The following is a 20,551-nucleotide window of genomic DNA, read 5'->3' as shown; positions in this document are numbered from 1 at the left end:
TGCGTTCCGCGCGGTGCGCACCCAGCGGTGATCGGGGGTGATCAGGGGCCGTCATCGGGCCCGGCGGGGTCGCTGTCAGAACATCGAAGGACAACAGATGGCGCTGCGCATCCGCCCGAGGTCGACATGAATGCGACCTACGAGGTGGGTGGACTGGGCAGCGAGCATGTCCACAAGAGTCAGCTCCAGCGGCTGACAAATCAACCCACAATCCCACATCCTGAGCGCCGGTCTCACGATACGGCTATGTCTACCAGTCTGATGGAGATTGTTTCGGGCTCCGGATCTGTTCCACAAGAACTCTTGCACAAGAATTCTTGTGGAAGCTAGCGTGCTGCCCATGACACCCGCCAACCGACGGTCGGTGACACCGTCCGTACTCGCCGCGATCCACCATCCGCTCCGCCGCCGGATGCTCGACATCATCTATGTCGACGGCCCCGCGACCGCCTCCCGGCTGGCCGAGGCCACCGGTGAACTGGTCGGCAACATCAGCCATCACCTCAAGGTTCTGAGCGCGGCCGGGGTGATCGTCGAGGCCCCCGAGCTGGCCAAGAACCGGCGGGAACGGTGGTGGAGGCTCGGCGAGACGTCGTCGTACTCCTGGTCCATCGCGGATGCCCAGGGCGACCCGGCCGGCGAGTTGGTCGCGGCCACGGCCGAGGATCAGAACCTCGCTCATCACGTCGGCAAGGTGCGGCAGTGGTTCGACATCAGGTACCAGTTCGACGAGTCCTGGGTGCGGGCGGCGTACGCGACCGAGAGATGGCTCACATTGACGCCCGAGCGGCTGGACGAGCTCAGTGAGCGGATCGAGGTTCTGGTCCGCGAGTACTACGACGAACCGTCCGAGGGGGAGGACGCCCACCGGGTCTTCTTCTTCGCTCACGCGGTGCCGGCCCGGCCATGAGCGAGCTTCCGCCCACTGCTCCCGCCGTCGTGTTCCCGCCGCTGCGCCGGGACACCCAGGTGCACGCCTGGATCTTCGCAGCCGCCGTCTCGAAGGTCGGCGACATGGCCTGGTACGTCGGTCTGGCCTGGAGCGCCGCGCAGATCACGACGCCGGCCGGCGCCGGACTCGTGATGGGTATCGGCGCGCTTCCGCAGGCGCTGGTGCTGCTGTTCGGCGGGGCGCTCGCCGACCGTATCGACGGACGCCGGGTGATGGTCCTGGCGAATCTGGGCCGGATCGTCGTCCTGACCGTGGGCGCCCTGGTCGCTTCGATGTGGGGGTTGTCCCTGGCGTTGCTGCTCGCGATCGCGGTGGCGTTCGGCGTGGTCGACGCGATCTACACGCCGGCCGCCGGGACGTTGCCGCGCCGGATGGTGCAGCCGGACGACCAGGTGAAGCTGATGGCCGGCAACCAGTTGGCGGTCCGCCTCGCCATCTTCGTCGGGGCCCCACTCGGTGGCGTGCTGGTCGCGCACGGCGGCCTGGTCACAGTGATGCTCGTCGACGCGGTGTCGTTCGCGGTGATCGCGGCTGTCCTGGCGTTCCTGGTGAAGCCGCGGCTCCCACAACCCGCGTCCACCGGTACGTCGATCCGCGCGGACCTGAAGGAGGGCTTCGCCTACCTCGGCCGCGACGCCAAGGCGCGGACGCTGGTGATCGCGTTCTCCGGGCTGAACCTCTGCGTCGGCCCGGTGCTGGCGGTCGGTCTGGTGCAGCGGACGCATCTGGACGGGTGGGGACCGACCGCGCTCGGCTGGTTCGAGGCCGTCTCGGGGATCTCGGCCGCGGCCGGTGCGATCGTCGCGATGCGCTGGAAGCCGGCGAACCTTGCCCGCAGCGGGCTGATCGCGCTGATCTTCCAGGCGGCCGGCTGCGTGATGATCGGTGTGATGCCGCGGGCCGGCATCTTCCTGGCCATGGTGATGATCGGCAGCACGGCCGGGATCGCGTCCGCCCAGTTGTCGGCCGTGTTCCAGTTGTCGGTCGACGCGTCGTACCTGGGCCGGAGCTTCAGCATCGTGCATCTGTCCGACCAAGGCCTGATGCCGGTCGCGATGGTCGCCTTCGGTGCGTTCATCACGCTGGCGGGGATCTCGGTGGCGTGTGTGGTGATCGGTTCGGCCTTCGCTGCGCTGATGGTCTGGGCGGTCGTCCGGGTAGGACGCTGAACTCTGTACTCCGGCGGGGGACTGCGCTACCTTCCGACAAAATCAACAGGAAACTTTCCTATTGGTCGGGTCGACGTTGCTGGTCGGGTGGGAGGAGTCGCTCGTGAGGTCGTTGCGCCGGGTGGGGTCGATCGTCATGGCCGCGGGATTGGCCGCGGGATTGGTGGTGGGGCCGGTGCGTACGGTGTCCGCTGCCGCGTCCGGCGGGGTGGTGCGGGTGAGTCAGCTCGGGTACGGCGCCTTGGACGGCAAGGCGGCGTACGTGATGACGCGGGACGCGGCGGCCGGGAAGACGTTCCAGGTGGTCGACCGGCACGGGCACAGGGTGCTGACCGGGCGCGTCGGCGGTGACGCGGGGGAGTGGAATGCGACGTACCAGCATGTGTACCAGTTGGACCTGTCCGCGCTGAAGGTGCCGGGGACCTACCGGGTCGAGGTGCCCGGGGTCGCGTCGTCGGCGGCGTTCGAGATCCGGGCGAACAGCAACCGGATGCTGACCGCTGCCAAGGACAAGGCGGTCACGTTCTTCACCGAGCAGCGTGACGGCGCGAACGTCGTACCGGGTTCGCTCGGGCGGCAGCCGGCGCACCTGAACGACCGGGCCGCGCAGGTCTACGACTGGCCGGTGTTCGTCGATCCCGACACCGATCAGACCGTCGGTGAGCTGCAGCGGATCGGTGGGCCGGTCGACGTCGAGGGCGGTTGGTACGACGCCGGCGACTACCTGAAGTTCACGCACATCGCGGCGTACTCGGAGTCGTTGCTGTGGGCATCGGCCCGGGACGCGCGGAAGCCGGACAAGCAGGTGCGGGCCGAGGCGCGGCACGGTCTGGACTGGCTGGACAAGATGTGGGACGAGCGGACGAAGACGCTCTACATCCAGGTCGGAATCGGCACCGGCAACGTCGAGGAGACCTTCATCGGCGACCACGACATCTGGCGGCTGCCGGAGGTCGACGATCACCTGACCGATCCGTCCGAGCGGTTCCTGCGCAACCGGCCGGTGTTCCGGGCCGCGGCGCCCGGGCAGCCGATCAGCCCGAATCTGGCGGGGCGTACTGCTGCGGCGTTCGCTCTTGCTGCACAGGTCGAGGCGCGGACCAATCCGGCCAAGGCTCGCCGTCATCTCGAGACTGCGGCGCAGATCTTCGCTCAGGCTCAGACGAAGAACGCCGGGCAGTTGGTCACGTCGTTGCCATTCGCGTTCTACCCGGAGTCGGCGTGGCGGGATGACCTCGAGTTGGGTGCCACCGAGCTGGCGCTTGCCGCGCAGCGCCTCCGCGATCCACGAGGGCGCGCGTGGTTGAAGCAGGCCGGCTACTGGGCTGGGCAGTACATCGAGCACGAGGCCGGCGGCGACACGCTCAACCTGTATGACGTGAGCGCGCTGGCGCATGCGGACCTGATCCGGGCCAACCGATCGGATCGTGCGCTGGTGAAGAAGCTGGCTGATGATCTGCGTGCGCAGCTGGAGATCGGGGCGGAGCGGGCGTCCGCGGATCCGTTCCGCGCTGGGGCGCAGTACGACAACTTCGACGCCGTACCGCATACCTTCGGGCTGGCGGCTACCGCGCATCTGTACCGGCAGGTGACGGGAGACCGGCGGTACGACGACTTCGGTACGCAGCAGCTCGACTGGAACTTCGGCGCCAACGCGTGGGGTGTGTCGTTCATGGTCGGCGTGGGGGAGAACGCCGAGCGGTGCCCGCACCACCAGATCGCGAACATTCTCGGGCGCGAGCTCACGGGTGCGGTCGTGAACGGGCCGAACTCGGAGGAGCTGTTCGAGGAAGGTCTGGGTGATCATCTGGACGGTATGAACCCGTGCCCGGCCGACGGTGTCGATCAGTACGCTCAGTTCACTGGTCATGGTTCCCGGTACGTCGACGACGTCCGCTCCTGGCAAGCCTCCGAACCAGCCGACGACTTCGCAGCCATCGCGGTCTACGCGCTGACCACGTAGTCCCCTCCCCGCACCGGCGACGCGCGCACCTCTCCCCGCGCGCTCGCCGGTGCACCCAGCCGCCCCGTCTACAGGTAGAGCTTGTAGCTGATCACGGCGGGGATCCGGACGTTCAGACGCCCGGCGGTTTTTGTCAGGACTGTTTCGTCGGCCCAGAGGCGGCCGGTCCTGGGGTCGAAGATCAGGACGTGCCGGTTCGGCAGGCCGCCGTAGCTGCTGTCGACCGCGAACGCCCGGCCCTTGCGGCCGCTCCGGTCGGTCATCGCGCCCAGCGATACCGCGTTGCTGTGATCGGCGAGGATCTTGAGCACCGCCGCGCGTACCGCTGGGGCCGGCGTCGCCTCGCGGTACAGGTCCGTGACTGCGCCGGCCAGCTGGCCGGGGCCGTTGGCGTCGATGTCGTGGCCGATCTTCAGCACCGCCAAGAGCCGTGCAGGGTCGCTCGGCAGCGGATAGCGGTACATCGGCTGGTATCTCCCCGGCGCCCACGACTGCTCACCTTTCACCCTGCCGGGCTTGCCGACCGAGTCCTTGTGAGATGTCGGATCCGGGGAGTACGGCTGCCCGGTCCTGACCACCAGGTGCCCGGACAGATCGCTGTTCCACGTCAGGCTCACGTCCTCCGGAATGATCGCCGAGGTGACCCGCTCCTTACTGTCGACGGCCGTCGACAGGTTCCACGCCTGCAGCCGCACCGTGTGCGACCCGGCGTCGCCCGGCAGCGTCTTGTCGGCGGCCGCCGTCGCCGCGAGCGCCACCAGCGCCGCCTTGCCCGGCCGGCCCTGCGCGAGCTCGGCATCCAGCAACGGCGGAGTCGCCGCCATCGCGACCCCACCCGACCCGAACGGGTCGACGACCACCACCCCCGCGCCCGCGACCGCCACGGCCCCGGCCACGCCGACCAGCACCGCGCGCCGCCGTACCTTTCCACGACGGGCAAGCACGTCGGCCGCCCGTACGCCGTTGACCGGAGCAACGTGCTCCTCCGCCGCCAGCCGGGTCGCGATCCGTTGCAGTCCCGCCAGTTCGCGACCTGTCAGCGGGCAATCGGGGATCCCGGACGCCGGGTCGACGCGCTTCAGGGTATCGAGGTCGTTGGTGTTCATGAACGTTCTCCCTGCGTCTTGGACTCAGCTGTTCGCACGACCGTGGAACCGGCCGACCGTCCCTGGGTGCTCCGCGCGCGGTGGTCGTACTGCGCCTGCGCCGTCTTCAACCGAGCTCTCGCGCGGTGCAGCCGAACCGCCGCGGCCGCCCTCGAGCAACCAAGTGCCGTCGCGAGATCGGCGCCACGCAGTTCCTCCCAGCCCGCCAGCATCAGCGCCTCTTGGTCGGCCGCGCTCAGTGTCCGTAGAGCAGCCAAAGTCCCGGCCAGCTGGTCGTACCACTCGAGCCGCTCATCCGCGGGCGGTCCGGTCCTGGTCACGAGGTCGTTGCCGGCGCGTTGATATGCGGCAGTCGACCGCTGCCGACTGCGCCGTCGATCGGCCAGCACGTTCGCCGCGACCCGGTACAGCCACGGCAACGCCCGGTCCTGTGGCAAATCCGTCCGCCGCCTCAACGCCGTCAGGAACACGTCCGCGGTCACGTCGTGCGCCTCGTCGGCATCCCCGATCCGGCGTACGACGTACCGCAGGATCGCGCGATAGTGCTCCGTATACAGCTGCTCAAGATCGGCCCCGGTGGGCTCGGTCATCGGTTCCACACCCGTCTATTGCCGATCACAACAAACGATTACAGCCGATCAAAGGAGCGTTCAGCGGGGATGTTCGGCGCGCCAGTTCTTGATCATCTGGTCCATGTCGGCGTGGATGAAGGCGAAGAAGTCGGCGGCTTCGGAGAGGCGGCGGCCGACCGGGTTGCCGGGGCCGAACAGCTCCGCGCCGGAGCGGCTGCTGGACTCCCATTCGCTCAGCGCGAGATTGCGCCGTTCGAGGATGGCGGCGAAGACGTCGTCGCGGATCCGGTAGTGGTCCTTGCGTGAGCCGGGTTGCCGCTCGCGGGTGATGAAGGAGACCTGGATCAGCTGCCGGACCGCGCCGGACACTGCGGGCTGGCTGATCTTCAGCGATTCGGCCAGCTCGGCGGCCGTCATCGTCCCGGTCGGGCTGACCAGCATCCGGCCCATCACCCGGGCCGACATGGTCGGGACGCCACTGTTCGCCAGGATGCCGGCGAAGCGCTCGACGAACTGGCCGACCTCTTCGGGAGTGGGTTCGGGCGCCATGATTGAAGACTACAGTAATTTGATCTATCGCAACTATCACAAATATCTGATAATTTGCTGGGCATGACCACCTCCTCCGTTGCCGAAGGGCCGACGCTCACCGGCGCCCGCCGCTTCGGAGTCCTCTTCGCACTCTGCCTGGCCGTGCTCGTGCTCGGCCTCGACACGACCGTGCTGAACGTCGCGCTGCCGACCCTGGCCGCCGACCTCGACGCGTCGACCAGTCAGCTGCAGTGGATGGCGAACAGCTACAACCTGGTTCTCGCCGCGCTGCTGTTGCCGGCCGGTCTGCTCGGCGACCGCTTCGGGCGCCGCAAGATCATCGCGATCGCGCTGACACTGTTCGGCGCGGCGTCGCTCGCCTGTGCGCTGTCCGACTCGGCCGGCCAGCTGATCGGCGCCAGGGCCTTCCTCGGCGTCGGCGCCGCGATGATCGTGCCAGTCGCGCTGTCCTTGATCACCGTGCTGTTCCCCACCGAGGTCGAGCGCAAGAAGGCGATCGGCTTCTTCGTCGTGGCGAACAGCATCGGTATGCCGCTCGGCCCGATCGTCGGCGGCCTGCTGCTGGACCACGCCGGCTGGCAGTGGATCTTCTACCTGAACGTACCGATCGCGCTGATCGCCGCGATCGCTGTCAACCTGCTGGTCCCGGAGACCCGCAGCTCGCGCCGGCCGGCGATCGACTGGCTCGGCATCCTGCTTTCCAGCGCCGGCCTGGCCTCGCTCGTGTACGGGGTGACCAAGGCGGGGGAGACCTCATGGACCGACGGGACCACGGTGCTCTTCCTGGCGGTGGCCGTCGTACTCCTTGCCGTCTTCCTGCTCTGGCAGCGGCGGAACTCCGACCCACTGATCGAGCTGCGGCTGTTCGGCGAGAAGGTGTTCACCGGTGGGGCGGTGCTGCTCACCGTGTCGGTGTTCGCGATCTTCGGGTTGCTCTTCACGATGCCGCAGTACTTCCAGGGCATCAACGGGTCCGACGCGCTGCACACCGGCCTCAAGCTGCTGCCGTTCATCGGTGGGATGACGGTCGGGGCGAAGCTGGCCGAGCCGGTTGAGGCGAAGGTCGGAACCCGGCTGGTGGTGATGGCCGGGTTCCTGGTGATGGCCGCCGGGTTCCTGCTCGGAGCCTTCACCGATCTCGGCACCGGCTACGGCTACACCGCGGTCTGGTTCGTGGTGGTCGGGTTCGGCCTCGGCTGCTCGATGCCGCAGGCAATGAACGCGGCGCTGGGCGTGCTCGACCCGGAGCGGGCCGGCACCGGATCCGCTCTACTGCAGGCGTTCCGGCAGGTTGGCGGCACCGTCGGCGTCGCAGTCCTCGGCACGGTACTGAACTCCGTCTACCGGCACAACGTGGACACGGCCGGCCTGCCGGCACAGGCGGCTGACGCGGTCGAGAAAGGGCTGGGTGGCGGGCTCGCAGTCGCGACCAAGGTCGGGTCGGCGGACCTACTCGGCGACGTACGCGACGCGTTCATGACCAGCCTCAACACGACCATGTGGGTCTCGGCCGGCATCGCGGTCGTGGGCGCCGTACTGGCCGCCGTACTGATGCCGAAGCAGGCCACCAAGGCCTCGCAGGAGGCGCTGATGGGCATCAAGCAGGACGCCTGACAGAGCAGCGCGGCGCCTGCTCCCGAGGGGAGAGCAGGCGCCGCGCGATGACGTCAGTTGAGCTCGAGGCCCGGGTACAGCGGGTGCTTGTCGAGCATCTCGGCCGAGGCGGCCTTGACCTTGTCGGCGACGCCGTCGGCCAGCACGTACTTCGCCTTGGACGGTGCACCGGCGGCCGTTGTCGTCGGCGTCGTCGAAGACAGTACGTCGACCATCAACTCGGCGACCCGGTCGAACTCGTCGGCCCCGAAGCCGCGCGTAGTCAGTGCCGGCGTACCGATCCGGACGCCTGAGGTGTACCAGGCGCCGTTCGGGTCGCGCGGTACGGCGTTCCGGTTGGTCACGATGCCCGCGTCGAGCAGTGCCGACTCGGCCTGCCGCCCGGTGATCCCGTACGACGAGACGTCGAGCAGAGCCAGGTGGTTCTCGGTGCCATCGGTGACGAGCTTGACGCCACGCTTCATCAGGCCCTCCGCGAGCACGACCGCGTTGTCGGCGACGGCCTGCGCGTACTCCTGGAACGACGGCTGCCGGGCCTCGGCCAGCGCGACCGCCTTGGCCGCCATCGTCTGGCCGAGCGGGCCACCCAGAACCATCGGGCAGCCGCGGTCGACGGCGTCGGCGTACTCCGGCTGGCACAGCACCATGCCGCCGCGCGGGCCGCGCAGCGACTTGTGCGTGGTCGTCGTGGTGACGTGCGCGTGCGGGATCGGGTCGAAGTCGTCGGTGAAGACCTTGCCCGCGACCAGGCCGGCGAAGTGCGCCATGTCGACCATCAGCGTCGCGCCGACCTCGTCGGCGATCTCGCGCATCTTCGCGAAGTTCACCTTCCGCGGGTACGCCGAGTAGCCGGCGATCAGGATCAGCGGCTTGAACTCCCGCGCCTTGCGGGCGACCTCGTCGTAGTCGAGCAGCCCGGTCTCCGGATCGGTGCCGTAAGAGCTCTGGTGGAACATCTTGCCGGAGATGTTCGGCCGGAAGCCGTGGGTCAGGTGGCCGCCCGCGTCCAGCGACATACCGAGCATCTTCTGGTCACCGAACGCCCGGCGGAGCTTGGACCAGTCCTCCTCGGACAGGTCGTTGACGTGCTTCGCGCCCGCCTCGGCCAGCGCCGGGGACTCGATCCGCTGGGCCAGGATCGCCCAGAAGGCGACCAGGTTCGCGTCGATGCCAGAGTGCGGCTGGACGTAGGCATGCGGGGCGTTGAACAGCGCCGTGGCGTGGTCGGCCGCGGCCTGCTCGACGGTGTCGATGTTCTGGCAGCCCGCGTAGAAACGGTGCCCGATGGTGCCCTCGGCGTACTTGTCCGAGAGCCAGTTGCCCATCGTCAGCAAGGTGGCGGGGGAGGCGTAGTTCTCGCTCGCGATCAGCTTCAGCGAGGAACGCTGGTCGGCCAGTTCGGCCTTGATCGCGCCGGCGATGGTGGGTTCCACCGCGGCGATCACCTGGAGCGCGTTGTTGTACGCGGCCGACGCGGCGGCGGCGTCGAAGGGTTGAGTCATCGTTGTCTCTCCTGCGGTTGCAGTGGGTCGTGGGCACCCAGGCGCACGGTGCCGACAGTCTTCGCTCCCCGGTGGTTCTCCACCTCAGCGCGCCAGTCGCGACGCGGCCACCCTATCGTGCTGCCGCGGCTCAGAGTCAGAGGCTGCGGTCGGTGATCAGGCCGAACGGCGTGGTCCGCGGGAGGGTGCCGAAGACTCCACCCCAGTCGTTCGCCAGCCGGGACGCGACGAAGGCGTCCGCGACCGCGGGTGTGGAGTGCCGGACGACCAGGGACGCCTGCAGGCAGAGCGCCATCCTCGCCGCCAACCGGCGGGCGCCCGCCTCCGCGCCCTCGACGTCAGCAAGCGCTTGCAGTACGTCGTTGACCGCCGTGTCCAGGCGCTCGTCCGCACCCCGCGCTGCGCCGACCTCCAGCAACCACGCCTCGAGCGACTCGGGCCTTCTGAGGGCTCGCAGTACGTCGAGTGCGTTCACGTTCCCCGACCCTTCCCAGATCGAGTTCAGCGGGGACTCCCGGAACAACAGAGGCATCCCGGACTCCTCGACGAACCCGTTCCCGCCGAGACACTCCAGGGCCTCGGCGGCCATGAACGGCGTCCGCTTACTCACCCAGAACTTCGCCAGCGGCAGCCCGATCCGCCGGAACGCGGCCTCCTGCTCGTTGCCGTCGGTCGACGCGTCGACCGCCGCCGCAAGCCGCATCGCGAGCGCTGTCGCAGCCTCACTCTCCAGCGCCAGGTCGGCCAGCACGTTCTGCATCGCGGGCTTGTCGGCGAGCAGATCACCGAACGCCGAACGATGGCGGGTGTGCCAGAGCGCCTCCACCAGCGCGCGCCGTTGGAGAGCGGCCGAGCCGAGGACGCAGTCCAGCCGGGTCGCGGCCACCATCTCGATGATCGTGCGGACCCCGGCGCCCTCATCGCCGAGGCGGTAGCCGACCGTGCCGTGGAACTCGACCTCGCTGGACGCGTTCGACCGGTTCCCGAGCTTGTCCTTCAGCCGCTGCAGGGCAAACGCGTTCCGGTTGCCGTCGGCAAGCACGCGCGGGACGACGAAGCAGCTCAGTCCGTCCGGCGCCTGCGCCAGTACCAGGAAGACGTCGACCTGTGGCGCCGAGCAGAACCACTTGTGCCCGTTCAGCTGATATTCACCGTCGCCACCGGCCGGCGTCGCGGTGGTCAGGTTCGCCCGGACGTCCGAGCCGCCCTGCTTCTCGGTCATCCCCATCCCCGCGAGGACGCCGCTCTTGGTGGCCGCAGGCAACCGGCGTACGTCGTACTGGCGCGAAGCCAGCTGTGGGACCCACTCCTTGGCGAGCCGTTCGTCCGCCCTGAGGGCGGGGACGGCGGCGTACGTCATCGAGATCGGGCAGCCGTGGCCGGGCTCGACCTGGGACCAGACGTAGAAGCCGGCCGCGCGGGTCAGGTGCGGGGAGGGCCGGTCGCTCGTCCACGGCGCGGCCTGCAGCCCGAAGCCGACGGCGCGCTCCATCAGCCAGTGCCAGGACGGGTGGAACTCGACCTCGTCGATGCGGTTCCCGTACCGGTCGTGCGTGCGCAGGACCGGTGGGTTCTGGTTCGCCGGGAGTGCCTGAGCGAGGGCCTCTTCGGAGCCCGCGAGCTCGCCGATCCGGGTCAGCCCGGGATCGTCCGCGAGGTCGGCGTACGGACGCAGAGCGTCACCGAGGGCTGTGTCCCGGGTGAAGAAGTTCACCCCCTGGAGTGGGGGAGCCTGATTCGTTACCGCGAATGGGTCCGCCATGTCAGTACGGTAAGCGGTATGGCACGTTCAGGGGCAAGACCCGCGGGTGGGAGCTCCCTCTCATTGGCATGGGTCCGCAAAATCCCCGCGACGACCTGGAAGCTGCTCACCCAGACCATCGGTGTCTGTCTGCGCTACCGGGTCACCGGTCTCGCGGCGGAGGGGGCGTTCTTCGCGATCCTCTCGCTGCCGCCGCTGATTTTCGGGCTGGCCGGAAGTCTCGGTTACATCGCCGGCAAGTACTTCGAGGTCGAGACGATCGACGACATCAAGGCGCAGATCGTCGAACTGGCCGCCCGGGCGCTGACCGCCGACTCCGTCCAGGGTGTGATCGTGCCGACCCTGGACCAGGTCCTGAACGGCGGCCGGCCGGACGTCATCTCGATCGGTTTCGTGCTCGCGCTGTGGTCCGGCAGCCGCGCGCTGAACGTGTTCGTCGACACCATCACGATCATGTACGGGATGGGCGGCAAGCGCGGCATCGTCCGGACCCGGGCGCTGTCGTTCTCGCTGTACTGCGCCGCCCTCGTGATCGGCGTGATCGTCCTCCCGCTGGTGCTGGCCGGACCGGACGCCGTACAGGCTCTGCTGCCGCACCGCCTCGACTTCCTGAACCAGCTGTACTGGCCCGTCGTCACGATCCTGTCCGCAGGCTTCTTGAACACCCTGTACCACCTGTCGGTGCCGGTTCGGACGCCTTGGGTCTCCGATCTGCCCGGGTCGTTCCTGGCGCTCTCGATCTGGATCCTGGGCAGCTTCGTCCTGCGCTGGATCCTGCAGAGCACGGTCGGCGGTACGTCGATCTACGGTCCGCTGGCGGCACCGATCGCCGTACTGATGTGGCTCTACATGACCGCCATCGCGGTGCTGATCGGCGCGGCACTGAACGCGGTCGTCGACCGGCTGTGGCCGCACAAGGTCCGGGTGACGGAGACGGCGAAGGAGACCGTGGACGAGGTCGAGCCGGTGATGAAGGCGGAGTCTGAGCCGCATCACGACAACCCGCTGACTCCGGTCGAGCAGGAGCGGCCGGAGATCGAGGTCGCGCGGAAGGTCGAGGGCCTCGGCGTACCGGCGGCGGACCAGCCGCCCAAGGCCCCGTCGTCAGAGCGGCCGCCTACGGACAGGTCACCTACGGACAGGCCACCTACCGACCGGCCGCGGACGGACCGGCCGCCGAAGGCTCCGGCGGCCGAGCCGGGACCGAAGACCGAGGTCGCCGAGCCGGCCCCCGCGCCGGCGCCCCAGCGCAAGCCCGAACCGGCCTCCGGGCCGGCGCCCCAGCGCAAGCCCGAACCGGCCTCCGGGCCGGCGCCCCAGCGCAAGCCCGAACCGGCCTCCGGGCCGGCGCCCCAGCGCAAGCCCGAGCCGGTCGGAAAACCCGGTGCGCAAACTGACACCGACGACCTACGCTGACGCCATCAGCCGGTCCTGGACCAGGACCGCAGGACTTGGAAGGGAGGCCCCCGCCATGAGCTTGGATCAGGCCCACCGGGCCGATGTCTCCCACCCCGTCCGTCCGCTGAGCTGACCTCGCGGCCGGACCCTCCGAAAGGTTCGCCGATGTCAGCCACACTCCAGGCCCTGGGACTCGACAGTTCCACGGCCGACTACCTGAGCTCTGTCCCGGCCGAGCTCGTGCCGGGACGCGTCTCCCGGGTCGACAAGGGCCTGGCGACGGTACTCACCGAGGACGGCCCGATCCGCGCGACGTGGTCCAGTGCGCTCCTCGCCGCGGTGGCCAGTGACCCCCAGGCCGGCCCATGTACAGGGGATTGGGCCGTACTGCGGTACTGGCCGGACGACCGGATCACGGTCGAGTCCCTGGCTCCACGGCGTACGGCGATCGTGCGCGCGGAGGTCGGTGGTTCGTCCAGAGGCCAGGTGCTCGCGGCCAACGTCGACGTGATCGCGATCGTCGTCGGCCTGGTACCGGAGCCGAACATCGTCCGGATCGAGCGCTTCCTCGCGCTGGCGTGGGAGAGCGGTGCTCGGCCGGTCGTCGTACTGACCAAGTCGGACCTTGTCGGCGATGCCGACGCCCTCGCTGAGGATGTGGCGCGTGCTGCGCCGGGTGCCGACGTACTGGTGTGTAGTGCGACGACTGGTCAGGGCCTGGAGTCGGTACGGACGCTGCTGGATGGTGACGCGACTGTGGCGCTGCTCGGGTCGAGTGGTGCGGGGAAGTCGTCGCTGGTGAACGCGCTGGCCGGTGTGGAGCTGCTGGACGTGCAGGACATCCGTGAGGACGGGAAGGGCCGGCACACCTCGGTCCGGCGTGAGCTGATCGTGCTGCCGAATGGCGGCGTGATGATCGACACGCCTGGGCTGCGGGGGATCGGTCTGCAGGAGTCCGGTGAGGGGCTGGCTGCGGCGTTCCCGGACATCACGGCGCTGGCTGAGCAGTGCAAGTTCAAGGATTGCGCCCACGCCACTGAGCCCGGTTGCGCTGTGCGGGCTGCGCTGGAGGACGGCACGCTGCCGATCCGCCGCTTCGAGAGCTGGACCAAACTGCAGCGCGAGGCTGCGTTCATGGCCCGCCGCAACAACCTCCGCCTCCGCGCCGAAGCCAAGAAACAATGGGCCCGCCAGTCCAAGGCCTACCGCCGCGACGTGAACCCACGCCAATAGGTTGCGTGCTCCCGGTGAAAGGATCGGGAGCATGGATCGTGCTGTGTTGGTGACAGGGGCCTCGCGGGGGATTGGGGCGGCGACTGCGCATACGTTCGCGGCCGCGGGGGACCGGGTTGCGGTGCACTACGGGGCCTCGGCCGACGCTGCCGAGGCCGTTGTGAAGTCGCTGCCTGGATCAGGGCATGTGCTCGCGCACGCGGATCTGGCTGATCCGGCCGCGATCCAGACGATGGTCGACGACGCCGCGTCCGCTCTGGGCGGGATCGACGTACTCGTGAACAACGCCGGCGTCTACCACCCCCACCGCATCCGGGAGACGACGTACGCCGAGTGGCAGCAGGCCTGGGCGGACACCCTCGCGGTGAATCTCATCGGCCCATCGAACGTCACATGGTGCGCGGTCCGGCACATGGGCCGCGGCGGCCGGATCGTCAACGTGTCGTCGCGCGGTGCGTTCCGCGGCGAGCCCAACCAGCCCGCGTACGGCGCCTCGAAGGCGGGCATCGTGTCGTTCACCCAGTCGCTGGCCCGCGCACTCGGCCCGGAAGGCATCGCCGTGACCGCGATCGCGCCCGGTTGGACGACCACCGACATGGCCGCCGTACACCTGACCGGCGAAGGCTACGACCGCCGCCGCATGGAGAGCCCGCTCGAACGCGTCGCCGACCCGTCGGAAGTCGCGGCGGCGATCCTCTACCTGGCGTCGCCGGAGGCCGAGTTCGCCACCGGCACGGTCCTGGACTTCAACGGTGGCTCCCAGCTCCGGATGTAATTCGCTCGGCCGGCTCACGCTTTCGGGCTAGGGTCCTGTCCGTGCATCGCATCATCACCCCGCCGACCGCCGCTTAGGCGGACGGTCACTCGGTTAGCGCCCAGGTTCTGACCTGGGCTTCTTCGGGCTGTTCGCAGACGACCCATCTCTCCCGCGAACCTCCCGGAGTACTTCGATGCTGCACCGACCCACGAAGACGCGCGCCCTCGCCTACGTTGCCCTGGCCGGCCTCGCCTGGGGCACAGGCGGCCCCACCGGCGCTCTGCTGTTCCAATCGAGCGGCCTGACCTCGACCGCCATCTCCTTCTGGCGCCTGGCCACCGGCGCCGCCTGGCTGCTCTTGGCCAACTGCCTCTTCACCAAGACCTCGATCCGCGCCACGTTCATGGCCGCGCCAAGGCGATACATCCTCACCGGCCTAGGTCTGACCGCCTGCCAACTCGGCTACTTCGCCGCCATACCCCGAGTAGGCGTAGCAGTAGCCACCGTCATCTCCCTGGGCGCAGGCCCTCTCTTCATAGCCCTGGCAACCCGAGAACGCATCACGCCGGCGCTCCTGCTGGCAGTCCTAGGCCTGACCCTCCTGGTAACAGCCCCAGGCACTGCCATCACCACATCCCTCCCCGGCATCCTCCTGTCCCTCCTCTCAGCAGCCGGCTACGCCACCACCACCCTTCTCAATCGCAACCACCCAGCCCCCACCACCACAGCCCTCCTAGGCTTCACCACCGCAGCCCTGGCACTCCTACCCCTAGCCCTACTCGAAGGCCTGACCCCACACGCGGCAAGTTGGCCGACCCTCGCGTACTTCGGCTTGATCCCCACCGCCCTCGCCTACACCCTCTTCTACTCAAGCCTCCGCACCCTGACCCCCTCAACGGCAGCCGTCCTAGCCCTCCTGGAACCCCTAACGGCCACAGCCCTAGCCGTCCTCCTCTTCCACGAACACCTGACGCTCCTAACCCTCACAGGAGCCGCCACCCTCCTAACAGCAGTAGCCCTAAAAGCCCTACGCCCCTAACCGCCCGCGCTTGTGACTGGGTGTGGGCCACCCGAGACGTGGAGCCGGGACGGTCCGCGAATGTGCTGCCCCAGATCCCACACCCAGCAAGCACCCCACCCCCAGCCCGAAACCATCAAGCGGCGCCCAACCCCCGCGCGGAACCATCAACGCGGCGAGCAAAAATCGCCGGCACTGTCCCGCGCCGAGCAACCCTCGCCCGGAACCGTCAACGCGGCGAGCAAAAATCGCCGGCACTGTCCCGCGCCGAGCAACCCTCGCCCGGAACCGTCAACGCGGCGCCCAACCCCAGCAGCCGAGCGAAGCGAAGGCGCCAAAGGGGGTGCGGGTGGCGGAGCCCCCGCCCGCGGCAAGCGCAGCGCAGCCGCACAAACGACGAAGGCGACGCCGTCCGCGCACTCCGCGGACACACGTCGCCCATCGCCTTCGTGGACGATACTGGGATCGAACCAGTGACCTCTTCCGTGTCAGGGAAGCGCGCTACCGCTGCGCCAATCGTCCAAAACAACAACAACTCTAGTCTCAGGGCTGCGAGGTGGAGACGGGATTCGAACCCGTGTACACGGCTTTGCAGGCCGTTGCCTCGCCTCTCGGCCACTCCACCAGGAAGAAAGCTGGCCTGCCGAACCCTCTCCGAGCGGACGACCGGGTTCGAACCGGCGACCTCAACCTTGGCAAGGTTGCGCTCTACCAACTGAGCTACGTCCGCATCGCTCCGGCGGGGTGTTCCTGCTCGGTGCGAGAGCAGAACAGTAGCGCACTTTCGGCGTACGCAAAAACCAGATTCCGGGGTGTCGCGATGTGGACGGTCGGAGCGTGGATTTCGCCCCTCCCGTCACACCAGTCCCACGCGTCGAGGGTGACTCCAGGACGCCGTAGTACCCCGGGATCCGTGCCGCGTCAGCCGTTGGCCGGCGCGAGGTCGACGTCGCGCAGGTAGTCGGGATTGCCGAGGAGTTCGATCCCGGCGATCCGGCCGTCGGCGACCGTGAACGAGAACACGACGACCGGCTCGCCACGCAGCCGCCACACCGCTCCGGCCTTGCCGTCGACCAGCGTGAGTACGGCGGCCTGCGCGCGCCCGGAGAACGTCTCCGCGACGGCCGCGGCACCCCGCACCATCGCGCCTGCGCCGCGCGCCACGACCGTTTCGTCGGCACGCAGTACGACGTCCGGGTCGAGCAACTCGAGCAGTGCGTCGAAGTCTCCACCACGCGACGCGGCGAGGAACGCCTCGACGATCTCCTTCTGCCGGTTGGCATCCGCCCCTGCGGGTTCGGGCGTACCTTGCACCCGCCGCCGCGCCCGGCTCGCCAGCTGCCGCGCGGCCTCTGACGACTTGCCCACGATCGGCGCGATGTCGTCGTACGGCACCGCGAACATGTCATGCAGCACGAACGCCAACCGCTCGGCCGGCGTCAACGTCTCGAGTACGACGAGCAGCGCGAGCCCGACCGAGTCCGCCTGCACTGCCTCGAGCTCAGGATCCGGTACGTCGTCGTCCGTGAGCGCAGGGGAGTGGTCGCCGACCGTCTGCTCGGGCCGCCCGCGCCGTGTCCGCAGCATGTCCAGGCAGATGCGCCCGACAACAGTCGTGAGCCAACCACCCAGGTTGTCGATCGCGTCGGCGTCGGATCGGCTCAGCCGGATCCACGCCTCCTGCACCGCGTCCTCGGCCTCGACGCGCGACCCGAGGATCCGGTACGCGACCACACGCAAGTGTTCCCGGTTCGCCTCGAACCGCTCCGCCAGCCAGTCGTGTTCGCTCATGTCCCTCTCCACCTGTCACACTCCGGTCCGACCACCGTCAATTGGTGTGACGCGAAAACCCGACCACATGTGACACCCGTAGGAGTCCATCATGGCTGCCCCCAGGCCCCTCGCCGTACGCAAGCAAGACACCCTGCACCGACTGGAGCACGACATCGACGCCTGGGTGGCCACCGCGTCACCTGACGGCACGCCCTACCTGATGCCCTTGTCCTTCCTCTGGGACGGCCGAACGCTCCTGCTGTCCACCGCTGTCAACAACCCGACCGCCCGCAACCTCCGCGCCAACCCTCTCGTCCAGTTGACCATCGGCCAGACCAGGGACGTCATCCACATCACCGCCACGACCGAAGAACTTGCCACTGTCCCCATCGCCGAGGGCGACGCCTTCGCCGCCAAGGCCGGCTTCGACCCCCGCCAAGCCTCCACTCCCTACCCGTTCATCCGCGCGACTCCCACGACGATCCAGGCCTGGCGCGAGGGCAACGAGATCAAGGGCCGCCTCATCATGCAGTCCGGTGTGTGGCTCGTCTAGCCTGTTTCACCAAAGGAACGTGAGCTCGGCCAAGGTGACGTGCGGCCGGTCGGCGAGCCAACTGTCGAGGCAGGCCCTCAGGTCCGCCTCGGATCCCGCCAGCCCGAGCCGGACCGCGTCGTTCGAGGCCGGCTCGTGGTCGTGCGCATCGTCGGGCATGCCGTGCGAGCAGTCCGAGCACATCAGCCGAATCCCGGACCAGTCGTCGACGCCCAGGTCCTTCGGTCCGGCGAGATCGACCAGCGCGGTCAGGTCGTCGGGCCCGGCGCCGAGCACCTGCGCCTGCCAGGTCTGCAATCCCGATTCGTCGAGCAGGGCCAGCTCGTCGAAGACCGCCACCTCGTGGTCGCCGCGCCGCCGGCGGCCCTTCGGCTCACCGTCGTGGAGCACGACGTCCCGGAAACGGTGACCGGAGTCCGGCAGGGGCACACTCGAGATCACGGCATGCGCCGGGCTGCGCCGCCAGCACCACACCACCTCGGTGTCCCCGATCGCCATCGGAACCTGGTGCACCAGGCTCGGCCGATCAGGATTCAACCGGATCGGCGTCAATCCGTAGTCACCGTCGATCGGCTCGGACCCTTCCGAGATCCCTTCGACCCCGTACGCCGACCATGCCCGCCGAGCCGTGGCCCAGTCACCGAGCGCCGTCGCGGCGATCCCCAGGTTCCACGCGGCCGGATTCACACCGTCGTACGTGCGCCCGTCCTCAGCCGTGAACAACTCCACCGCCCGCTGATTCCGCTGCGCCGACTCCGCCCACTCGGCCCGAGCCTTCGAATACAACCCAGCCTCGAACCAGGCCCCGAACTGCCCGCCCGCCACCTTCACCATCTCGCGGGCCAACCGCCCGGCCGCCTCACAGTCCCCGACCCGATCAGCCTCCTGCCACTCCGCCCAAACCTCCCGCGCACCCCGCCGCCGTCCAAGTCGCCCAAGCAATCCCATCCCGCCATCCTGCCGCCCGAACAGACCACCCAGCCCGGAACCGACCCAGACCTATCGATGCACCGAGCAACGACAGGGCAGCCGGCAGGTCGAAGATCCCGCCGCAGTCGAGATCGCGCTGACACGTCTCGCCAATCTGCTGTCCGCCGGCGAAACCCACATGCAGCACCTCGGCAGACAAGACCTGGTCGGTGATCAATCTGGTCGTTGTCCGAATCGGCGGCCACGGCGCCATCGACCACACCGGCTGAAACCTTGTAAGACCACGCTGGGCCGCCTGCGAGTCAGCCTGTCTGTGTCAGGCGATCCGCCTCGGCAAGGAGGAGGTTGCCGAAGGGCTGGAAGCCGATTCTCACGCTGTTCAGTCCGCCGATCACGCGATGGACGGTTCCCCACTCCCAAATTGCGGTGGCGTCGACGCCAGTTCGGGCTGCCAGACGTTCCGTTCTAACCCGTAAGTCGTCGCCGGCGTCGGGGGTGCAACGGACGAGGGTTCCGAGGTCACATGCGGGTTCCGCCCTGAGGCCGTCGGGATCTATCAGCTTGAAGGTGTCATCTTCTGTCTGGAGTGCGTTCGCTTCATGAACGTCGCCATGCACGAGCACCGACGTTCGACGGTCGTAAGCGCGCTCGCGACGATCGGCACATTCGACGGCGTCGTCGATCGTCGCCGCCGAACATGGTCGTTCCAGCTCCTCCCAGAGCTGCGGTATGAGGTGCTGCATCCGATGTGCCAAGTCGGCGCCGGTCGGCAAGTCGATGTCGTCGTCGAGCGGGCGCCAGAGTTGTGCGGCGATGTCGCACAACATGTCGTGTTGCGAGCGACGGTCCAAAATCACGTCGTACATCGCCGGCCCGAGCCTCTCCAGCAGAAGTGCGTCTCGGGTGAGGTCGCGGCGGATCAGGCGTGCGCAGCTCTTCCCCGCAGCGAGATCGAGCACGGTCGCTTCGAAGCCGAGCTGGCGTCGATATCCGGGAACCCCGACCTTGAGGACCGACGGGGTCCCGTCGGCGAGCGTGGCTTCGACGACCAAGGCAGCGTGTCCCCCGCGCATCGTTGCGCCGATCGTCAGCGACCAGTCCTGGGCCAAGGAGTCCAGGACCGACGGTAGATCGTCGAGCCATGCCGCGTGCCCGTCGGCAAGCGCCTTGCTTCGGACTTCATCGGGAACGTCCAGTGTCATCCGATTCATTGTGCCCCTCACCAGCCAAGCAGTCCGCGCAATTTCCCCCCGGCCAGCGCCACCGGCGTTCGAGTCCGTTCAACACCCATCCCCAGCGGACCCCGGAAGCGAAGGCCCCCGCCGCGGCGGTCAACCACCGCCCGGAACCGTCAACGCGGCGAGCAACCCCAGCAGCCGAGCGAAGCGAAGGCCCCCCACCGCGGCGACCAGCCACCGCAGCCGAGCGAAGCGAAGGCGCAAGGGGGGTGCGGGTGGCGGAGCCCCCGCTCGCGGCGAGCGGAGCGAAGCCGCACAAATGACGAAGGCGACGCGGTCCGCGCTTTCCGCGGACATGCGTCGCCTGTCGACTTCGTGGGCGATACTGGGTTCGAACCAGTGACCTCTTCGGTGTGAAGGCGGATCTGTCGTCCCGACCCATCCCAACTGGTTCCCACGCCTTCGTACGCATCTGAAGCAGGCGCGCTACGTAGCCGCACGTGTCGCGAGGCTTGCTGT

General features: G+C 68.6%; 17 protein-coding genes, 3 tRNA genes and 1 riboswitch. Of the genes, 9 read left to right on the top strand and 11 right to left on the bottom strand.

From position 1 onward, the window contains the following. Nucleotides 1-340: 340 nt before the first annotated feature. From OG817_RS17055 to OG817_RS17045, 3 genes are all read left to right on the top strand, one after another. A complete protein-coding gene (locus OG817_RS17055) occupies nucleotides 341-910 on the top strand; it encodes an ArsR/SmtB family transcription factor (protein WP_406055802.1) in 570 nt (189 codons plus the stop codon). Next, nucleotides 907-2,121 carry an MFS transporter gene (locus tag OG817_RS17050; protein ID WP_406055800.1) on the top strand — a complete coding sequence of 405 codons (1,215 nt, stop codon included), beginning with the start codon at nucleotides 907-909 and terminating at the stop codon, nucleotides 2,119-2,121. The genes OG817_RS17055 and OG817_RS17050 overlap by 4 nt, the downstream gene beginning before the upstream one ends. Nucleotides 2,122-2,224: 103 nt before the next feature. Beyond that, a complete protein-coding gene (locus tag OG817_RS17045; RefSeq protein WP_406055798.1) occupies nucleotides 2,225-4,084 on the top strand; it encodes a glycoside hydrolase family 9 protein in 1,860 nt (619 codons plus the stop codon). Between the two features lie 68 nt (nucleotides 4,085-4,152). On the opposite strand, the gene OG817_RS17040 is transcribed toward OG817_RS17045, so the two are convergent. Genes OG817_RS17040 through OG817_RS17030 form a run of 3 tightly spaced genes read right to left on the bottom strand, consistent with a single transcriptional unit; the run spans nucleotide 4,153 to nucleotide 6,311 of the window. After that, nucleotides 4,153-5,190: a CU044_5270 family protein gene (locus OG817_RS17040; RefSeq protein ID WP_406055796.1), complete on the bottom strand. Its 1,038-nt coding sequence runs from the start codon at nucleotides 5,188-5,190 to the stop codon at nucleotides 4,153-4,155. Further along, complete coding sequence (locus OG817_RS17035; RefSeq protein ID WP_406055794.1) at nucleotides 5,187-5,780, bottom strand: RNA polymerase sigma factor; 594 nt, start codon at nucleotides 5,778-5,780, stop codon at nucleotides 5,187-5,189. The genes OG817_RS17040 and OG817_RS17035 overlap by 4 nt, the downstream gene beginning before the upstream one ends. A 60-nt stretch (nucleotides 5,781-5,840) precedes the next feature. Beyond that, on the bottom strand, nucleotides 5,841-6,311 hold the full coding sequence (locus tag OG817_RS17030; RefSeq protein WP_406055792.1) for a GbsR/MarR family transcriptional regulator: 471 nt from the start codon (nucleotides 6,309-6,311) through the stop codon (nucleotides 5,841-5,843). A gap of 63 nt (nucleotides 6,312-6,374) precedes the next feature. Between OG817_RS17030 and OG817_RS17025 the strand changes: the two genes are divergently transcribed. After that, on the top strand, nucleotides 6,375-7,928 hold the full coding sequence (locus OG817_RS17025; protein WP_406055790.1) for an MFS transporter: 1,554 nt from the start codon (nucleotides 6,375-6,377) through the stop codon (nucleotides 7,926-7,928). A gap of 53 nt (nucleotides 7,929-7,981) precedes the next feature. On the opposite strand, the gene OG817_RS17020 is transcribed toward OG817_RS17025, so the two are convergent. Then, complete coding sequence (locus OG817_RS17020) at nucleotides 7,982-9,430, bottom strand: glycine hydroxymethyltransferase (protein WP_406055788.1); 1,449 nt, start codon at nucleotides 9,428-9,430, stop codon at nucleotides 7,982-7,984. Between the two features lie 28 nt (nucleotides 9,431-9,458). Further along, a riboswitch (ZMP/ZTP riboswitch) is annotated at nucleotides 9,459-9,540 on the bottom strand. Between the two features lie 26 nt (nucleotides 9,541-9,566). Further along, nucleotides 9,567-11,192, bottom strand: a complete 1,626-nt coding sequence (locus tag OG817_RS17015; RefSeq protein WP_406055786.1) for an acyl-CoA dehydrogenase family protein — start codon at nucleotides 11,190-11,192, stop codon at nucleotides 9,567-9,569. A gap of 18 nt (nucleotides 11,193-11,210) precedes the next feature. Here OG817_RS17015 and OG817_RS17010 point away from each other — a divergent pair, with 18 nt between their 5' ends. The 4 genes from OG817_RS17010 to OG817_RS16995 all read left to right on the top strand — a co-directional run bounded on the left by OG817_RS17010 (nucleotide 11,211) and on the right by OG817_RS16995 (nucleotide 15,619). Further along, a complete protein-coding gene (locus tag OG817_RS17010) occupies nucleotides 11,211-12,608 on the top strand; it encodes a YhjD/YihY/BrkB family envelope integrity protein (RefSeq protein WP_406055784.1) in 1,398 nt (465 codons plus the stop codon). A gap of 147 nt (nucleotides 12,609-12,755) precedes the next feature. Beyond that, on the top strand, nucleotides 12,756-13,823 hold the full coding sequence (gene rsgA / locus OG817_RS17005) for a ribosome small subunit-dependent GTPase A (protein ID WP_406055782.1): 1,068 nt from the start codon (nucleotides 12,756-12,758) through the stop codon (nucleotides 13,821-13,823). 31 nt (nucleotides 13,824-13,854) lie between these two features. Beyond that, entirely contained in the window at nucleotides 13,855-14,598 is a 744-nt protein-coding gene (locus OG817_RS17000) for an SDR family NAD(P)-dependent oxidoreductase (protein WP_406055780.1), read from the top strand. Between the two features lie 175 nt (nucleotides 14,599-14,773). Next, nucleotides 14,774-15,619, top strand: a complete 846-nt coding sequence (locus OG817_RS16995; protein ID WP_406055777.1) for an EamA family transporter — start codon at nucleotides 14,774-14,776, stop codon at nucleotides 15,617-15,619. Nucleotides 15,620-16,048: 429 nt separating this feature from the next. Here OG817_RS16995 and OG817_RS16990 read toward each other — a convergent pair. The 4 genes from OG817_RS16990 to OG817_RS16975 form a co-directional block, all read right to left on the bottom strand. Continuing rightward, nucleotides 16,049-16,120 (bottom strand) — tRNA-Val (locus tag OG817_RS16990). 32 nt (nucleotides 16,121-16,152) lie between these two features. Then, nucleotides 16,153-16,223: transfer RNA gene (locus tag OG817_RS16985), tRNA-Cys, on the bottom strand. Nucleotides 16,224-16,255: 32 nt separating this feature from the next. Beyond that, nucleotides 16,256-16,328, bottom strand: a tRNA-Gly gene (locus OG817_RS16980). Between the two features lie 191 nt (nucleotides 16,329-16,519). Continuing rightward, on the bottom strand, nucleotides 16,520-17,389 hold the full coding sequence (locus tag OG817_RS16975) for a sigma-70 family RNA polymerase sigma factor (protein ID WP_406055775.1): 870 nt from the start codon (nucleotides 17,387-17,389) through the stop codon (nucleotides 16,520-16,522). A gap of 91 nt (nucleotides 17,390-17,480) precedes the next feature. Between OG817_RS16975 and OG817_RS16970 the strand changes: the two genes are divergently transcribed. Beyond that, nucleotides 17,481-17,924, top strand: coding sequence for a pyridoxamine 5'-phosphate oxidase family protein (locus OG817_RS16970; RefSeq protein ID WP_406055773.1), 444 nt, complete (start codon nucleotides 17,481-17,483; stop codon nucleotides 17,922-17,924). A gap of 6 nt (nucleotides 17,925-17,930) precedes the next feature. Here the strand turns inward: OG817_RS16970 and OG817_RS16965 are convergent, their stop codons facing one another. Continuing rightward, nucleotides 17,931-18,872, bottom strand: a complete 942-nt coding sequence (locus tag OG817_RS16965; protein WP_406055771.1) for a hypothetical protein — start codon at nucleotides 18,870-18,872, stop codon at nucleotides 17,931-17,933. A 284-nt stretch (nucleotides 18,873-19,156) separates the two neighbouring features. Further along, nucleotides 19,157-20,056 carry an aminoglycoside phosphotransferase family protein gene (locus OG817_RS16960; RefSeq protein WP_406055769.1) on the bottom strand — a complete coding sequence of 300 codons (900 nt, stop codon included), beginning with the start codon at nucleotides 20,054-20,056 and terminating at the stop codon, nucleotides 19,157-19,159. Nucleotides 20,057-20,551 lie beyond the last annotated feature (495 nt).

This window comes from Kribbella sp. NBC_00889 (assembly GCF_045207705.1).
Taxonomy (GTDB): Bacteria; Actinomycetota; Actinomycetes; order Propionibacteriales; family Kribbellaceae; genus Kribbella.
Note: the sequence above shows the minus strand (reverse complement) of the source record. Positions and strands in the feature narration are given on the sequence as shown.

Coding starts and splice junctions, on each gene's coding strand:
- OG817_RS17055 (WP_406055802.1), top strand. CDS start 341: ATGACACCCGCCAACCGACGGTCGGTGACACCGTCCGTACTCGCCGCG.
- OG817_RS17050 (WP_406055800.1), top strand. CDS start 907: ATGAGCGAGCTTCCGCCCACTGCTCCCGCCGTCGTGTTCCCGCCGCTG.
- OG817_RS17040 (WP_406055796.1), bottom strand. CDS start 5,190: ATGAACACCAACGACCTCGATACCCTGAAGCGCGTCGACCCGGCGTCC.
- OG817_RS17035 (WP_406055794.1), bottom strand. CDS start 5,780: ATGACCGAGCCCACCGGGGCCGATCTTGAGCAGCTGTATACGGAGCAC.
- OG817_RS17030 (WP_406055792.1), bottom strand. CDS start 6,311: ATGGCGCCCGAACCCACTCCCGAAGAGGTCGGCCAGTTCGTCGAGCGC.
- OG817_RS17025 (WP_406055790.1), top strand. CDS start 6,375: ATGACCACCTCCTCCGTTGCCGAAGGGCCGACGCTCACCGGCGCCCGC.
- OG817_RS17020 (WP_406055788.1), bottom strand. CDS start 9,430: ATGACTCAACCCTTCGACGCCGCCGCCGCGTCGGCCGCGTACAACAAC.
- OG817_RS17015 (WP_406055786.1), bottom strand. CDS start 11,192: ATGGCGGACCCATTCGCGGTAACGAATCAGGCTCCCCCACTCCAGGGG.
- OG817_RS17010 (WP_406055784.1), top strand. CDS start 11,211: ATGGCACGTTCAGGGGCAAGACCCGCGGGTGGGAGCTCCCTCTCATTG.
- rsgA (WP_406055782.1), top strand. CDS start 12,756: ATGTCAGCCACACTCCAGGCCCTGGGACTCGACAGTTCCACGGCCGAC.
- OG817_RS17000 (WP_406055780.1), top strand. CDS start 13,855: ATGGATCGTGCTGTGTTGGTGACAGGGGCCTCGCGGGGGATTGGGGCG.
- OG817_RS16995 (WP_406055777.1), top strand. CDS start 14,774: ATGCTGCACCGACCCACGAAGACGCGCGCCCTCGCCTACGTTGCCCTG.
- OG817_RS16975 (WP_406055775.1), bottom strand. CDS start 17,389: ATGAGCGAACACGACTGGCTGGCGGAGCGGTTCGAGGCGAACCGGGAA.
- OG817_RS16970 (WP_406055773.1), top strand. CDS start 17,481: ATGGCTGCCCCCAGGCCCCTCGCCGTACGCAAGCAAGACACCCTGCAC.
- OG817_RS16965 (WP_406055771.1), bottom strand. CDS start 18,872: ATGGGATTGCTTGGGCGACTTGGACGGCGGCGGGGTGCGCGGGAGGTT.
- OG817_RS16960 (WP_406055769.1), bottom strand. CDS start 20,056: ATGACACTGGACGTTCCCGATGAAGTCCGAAGCAAGGCGCTTGCCGAC.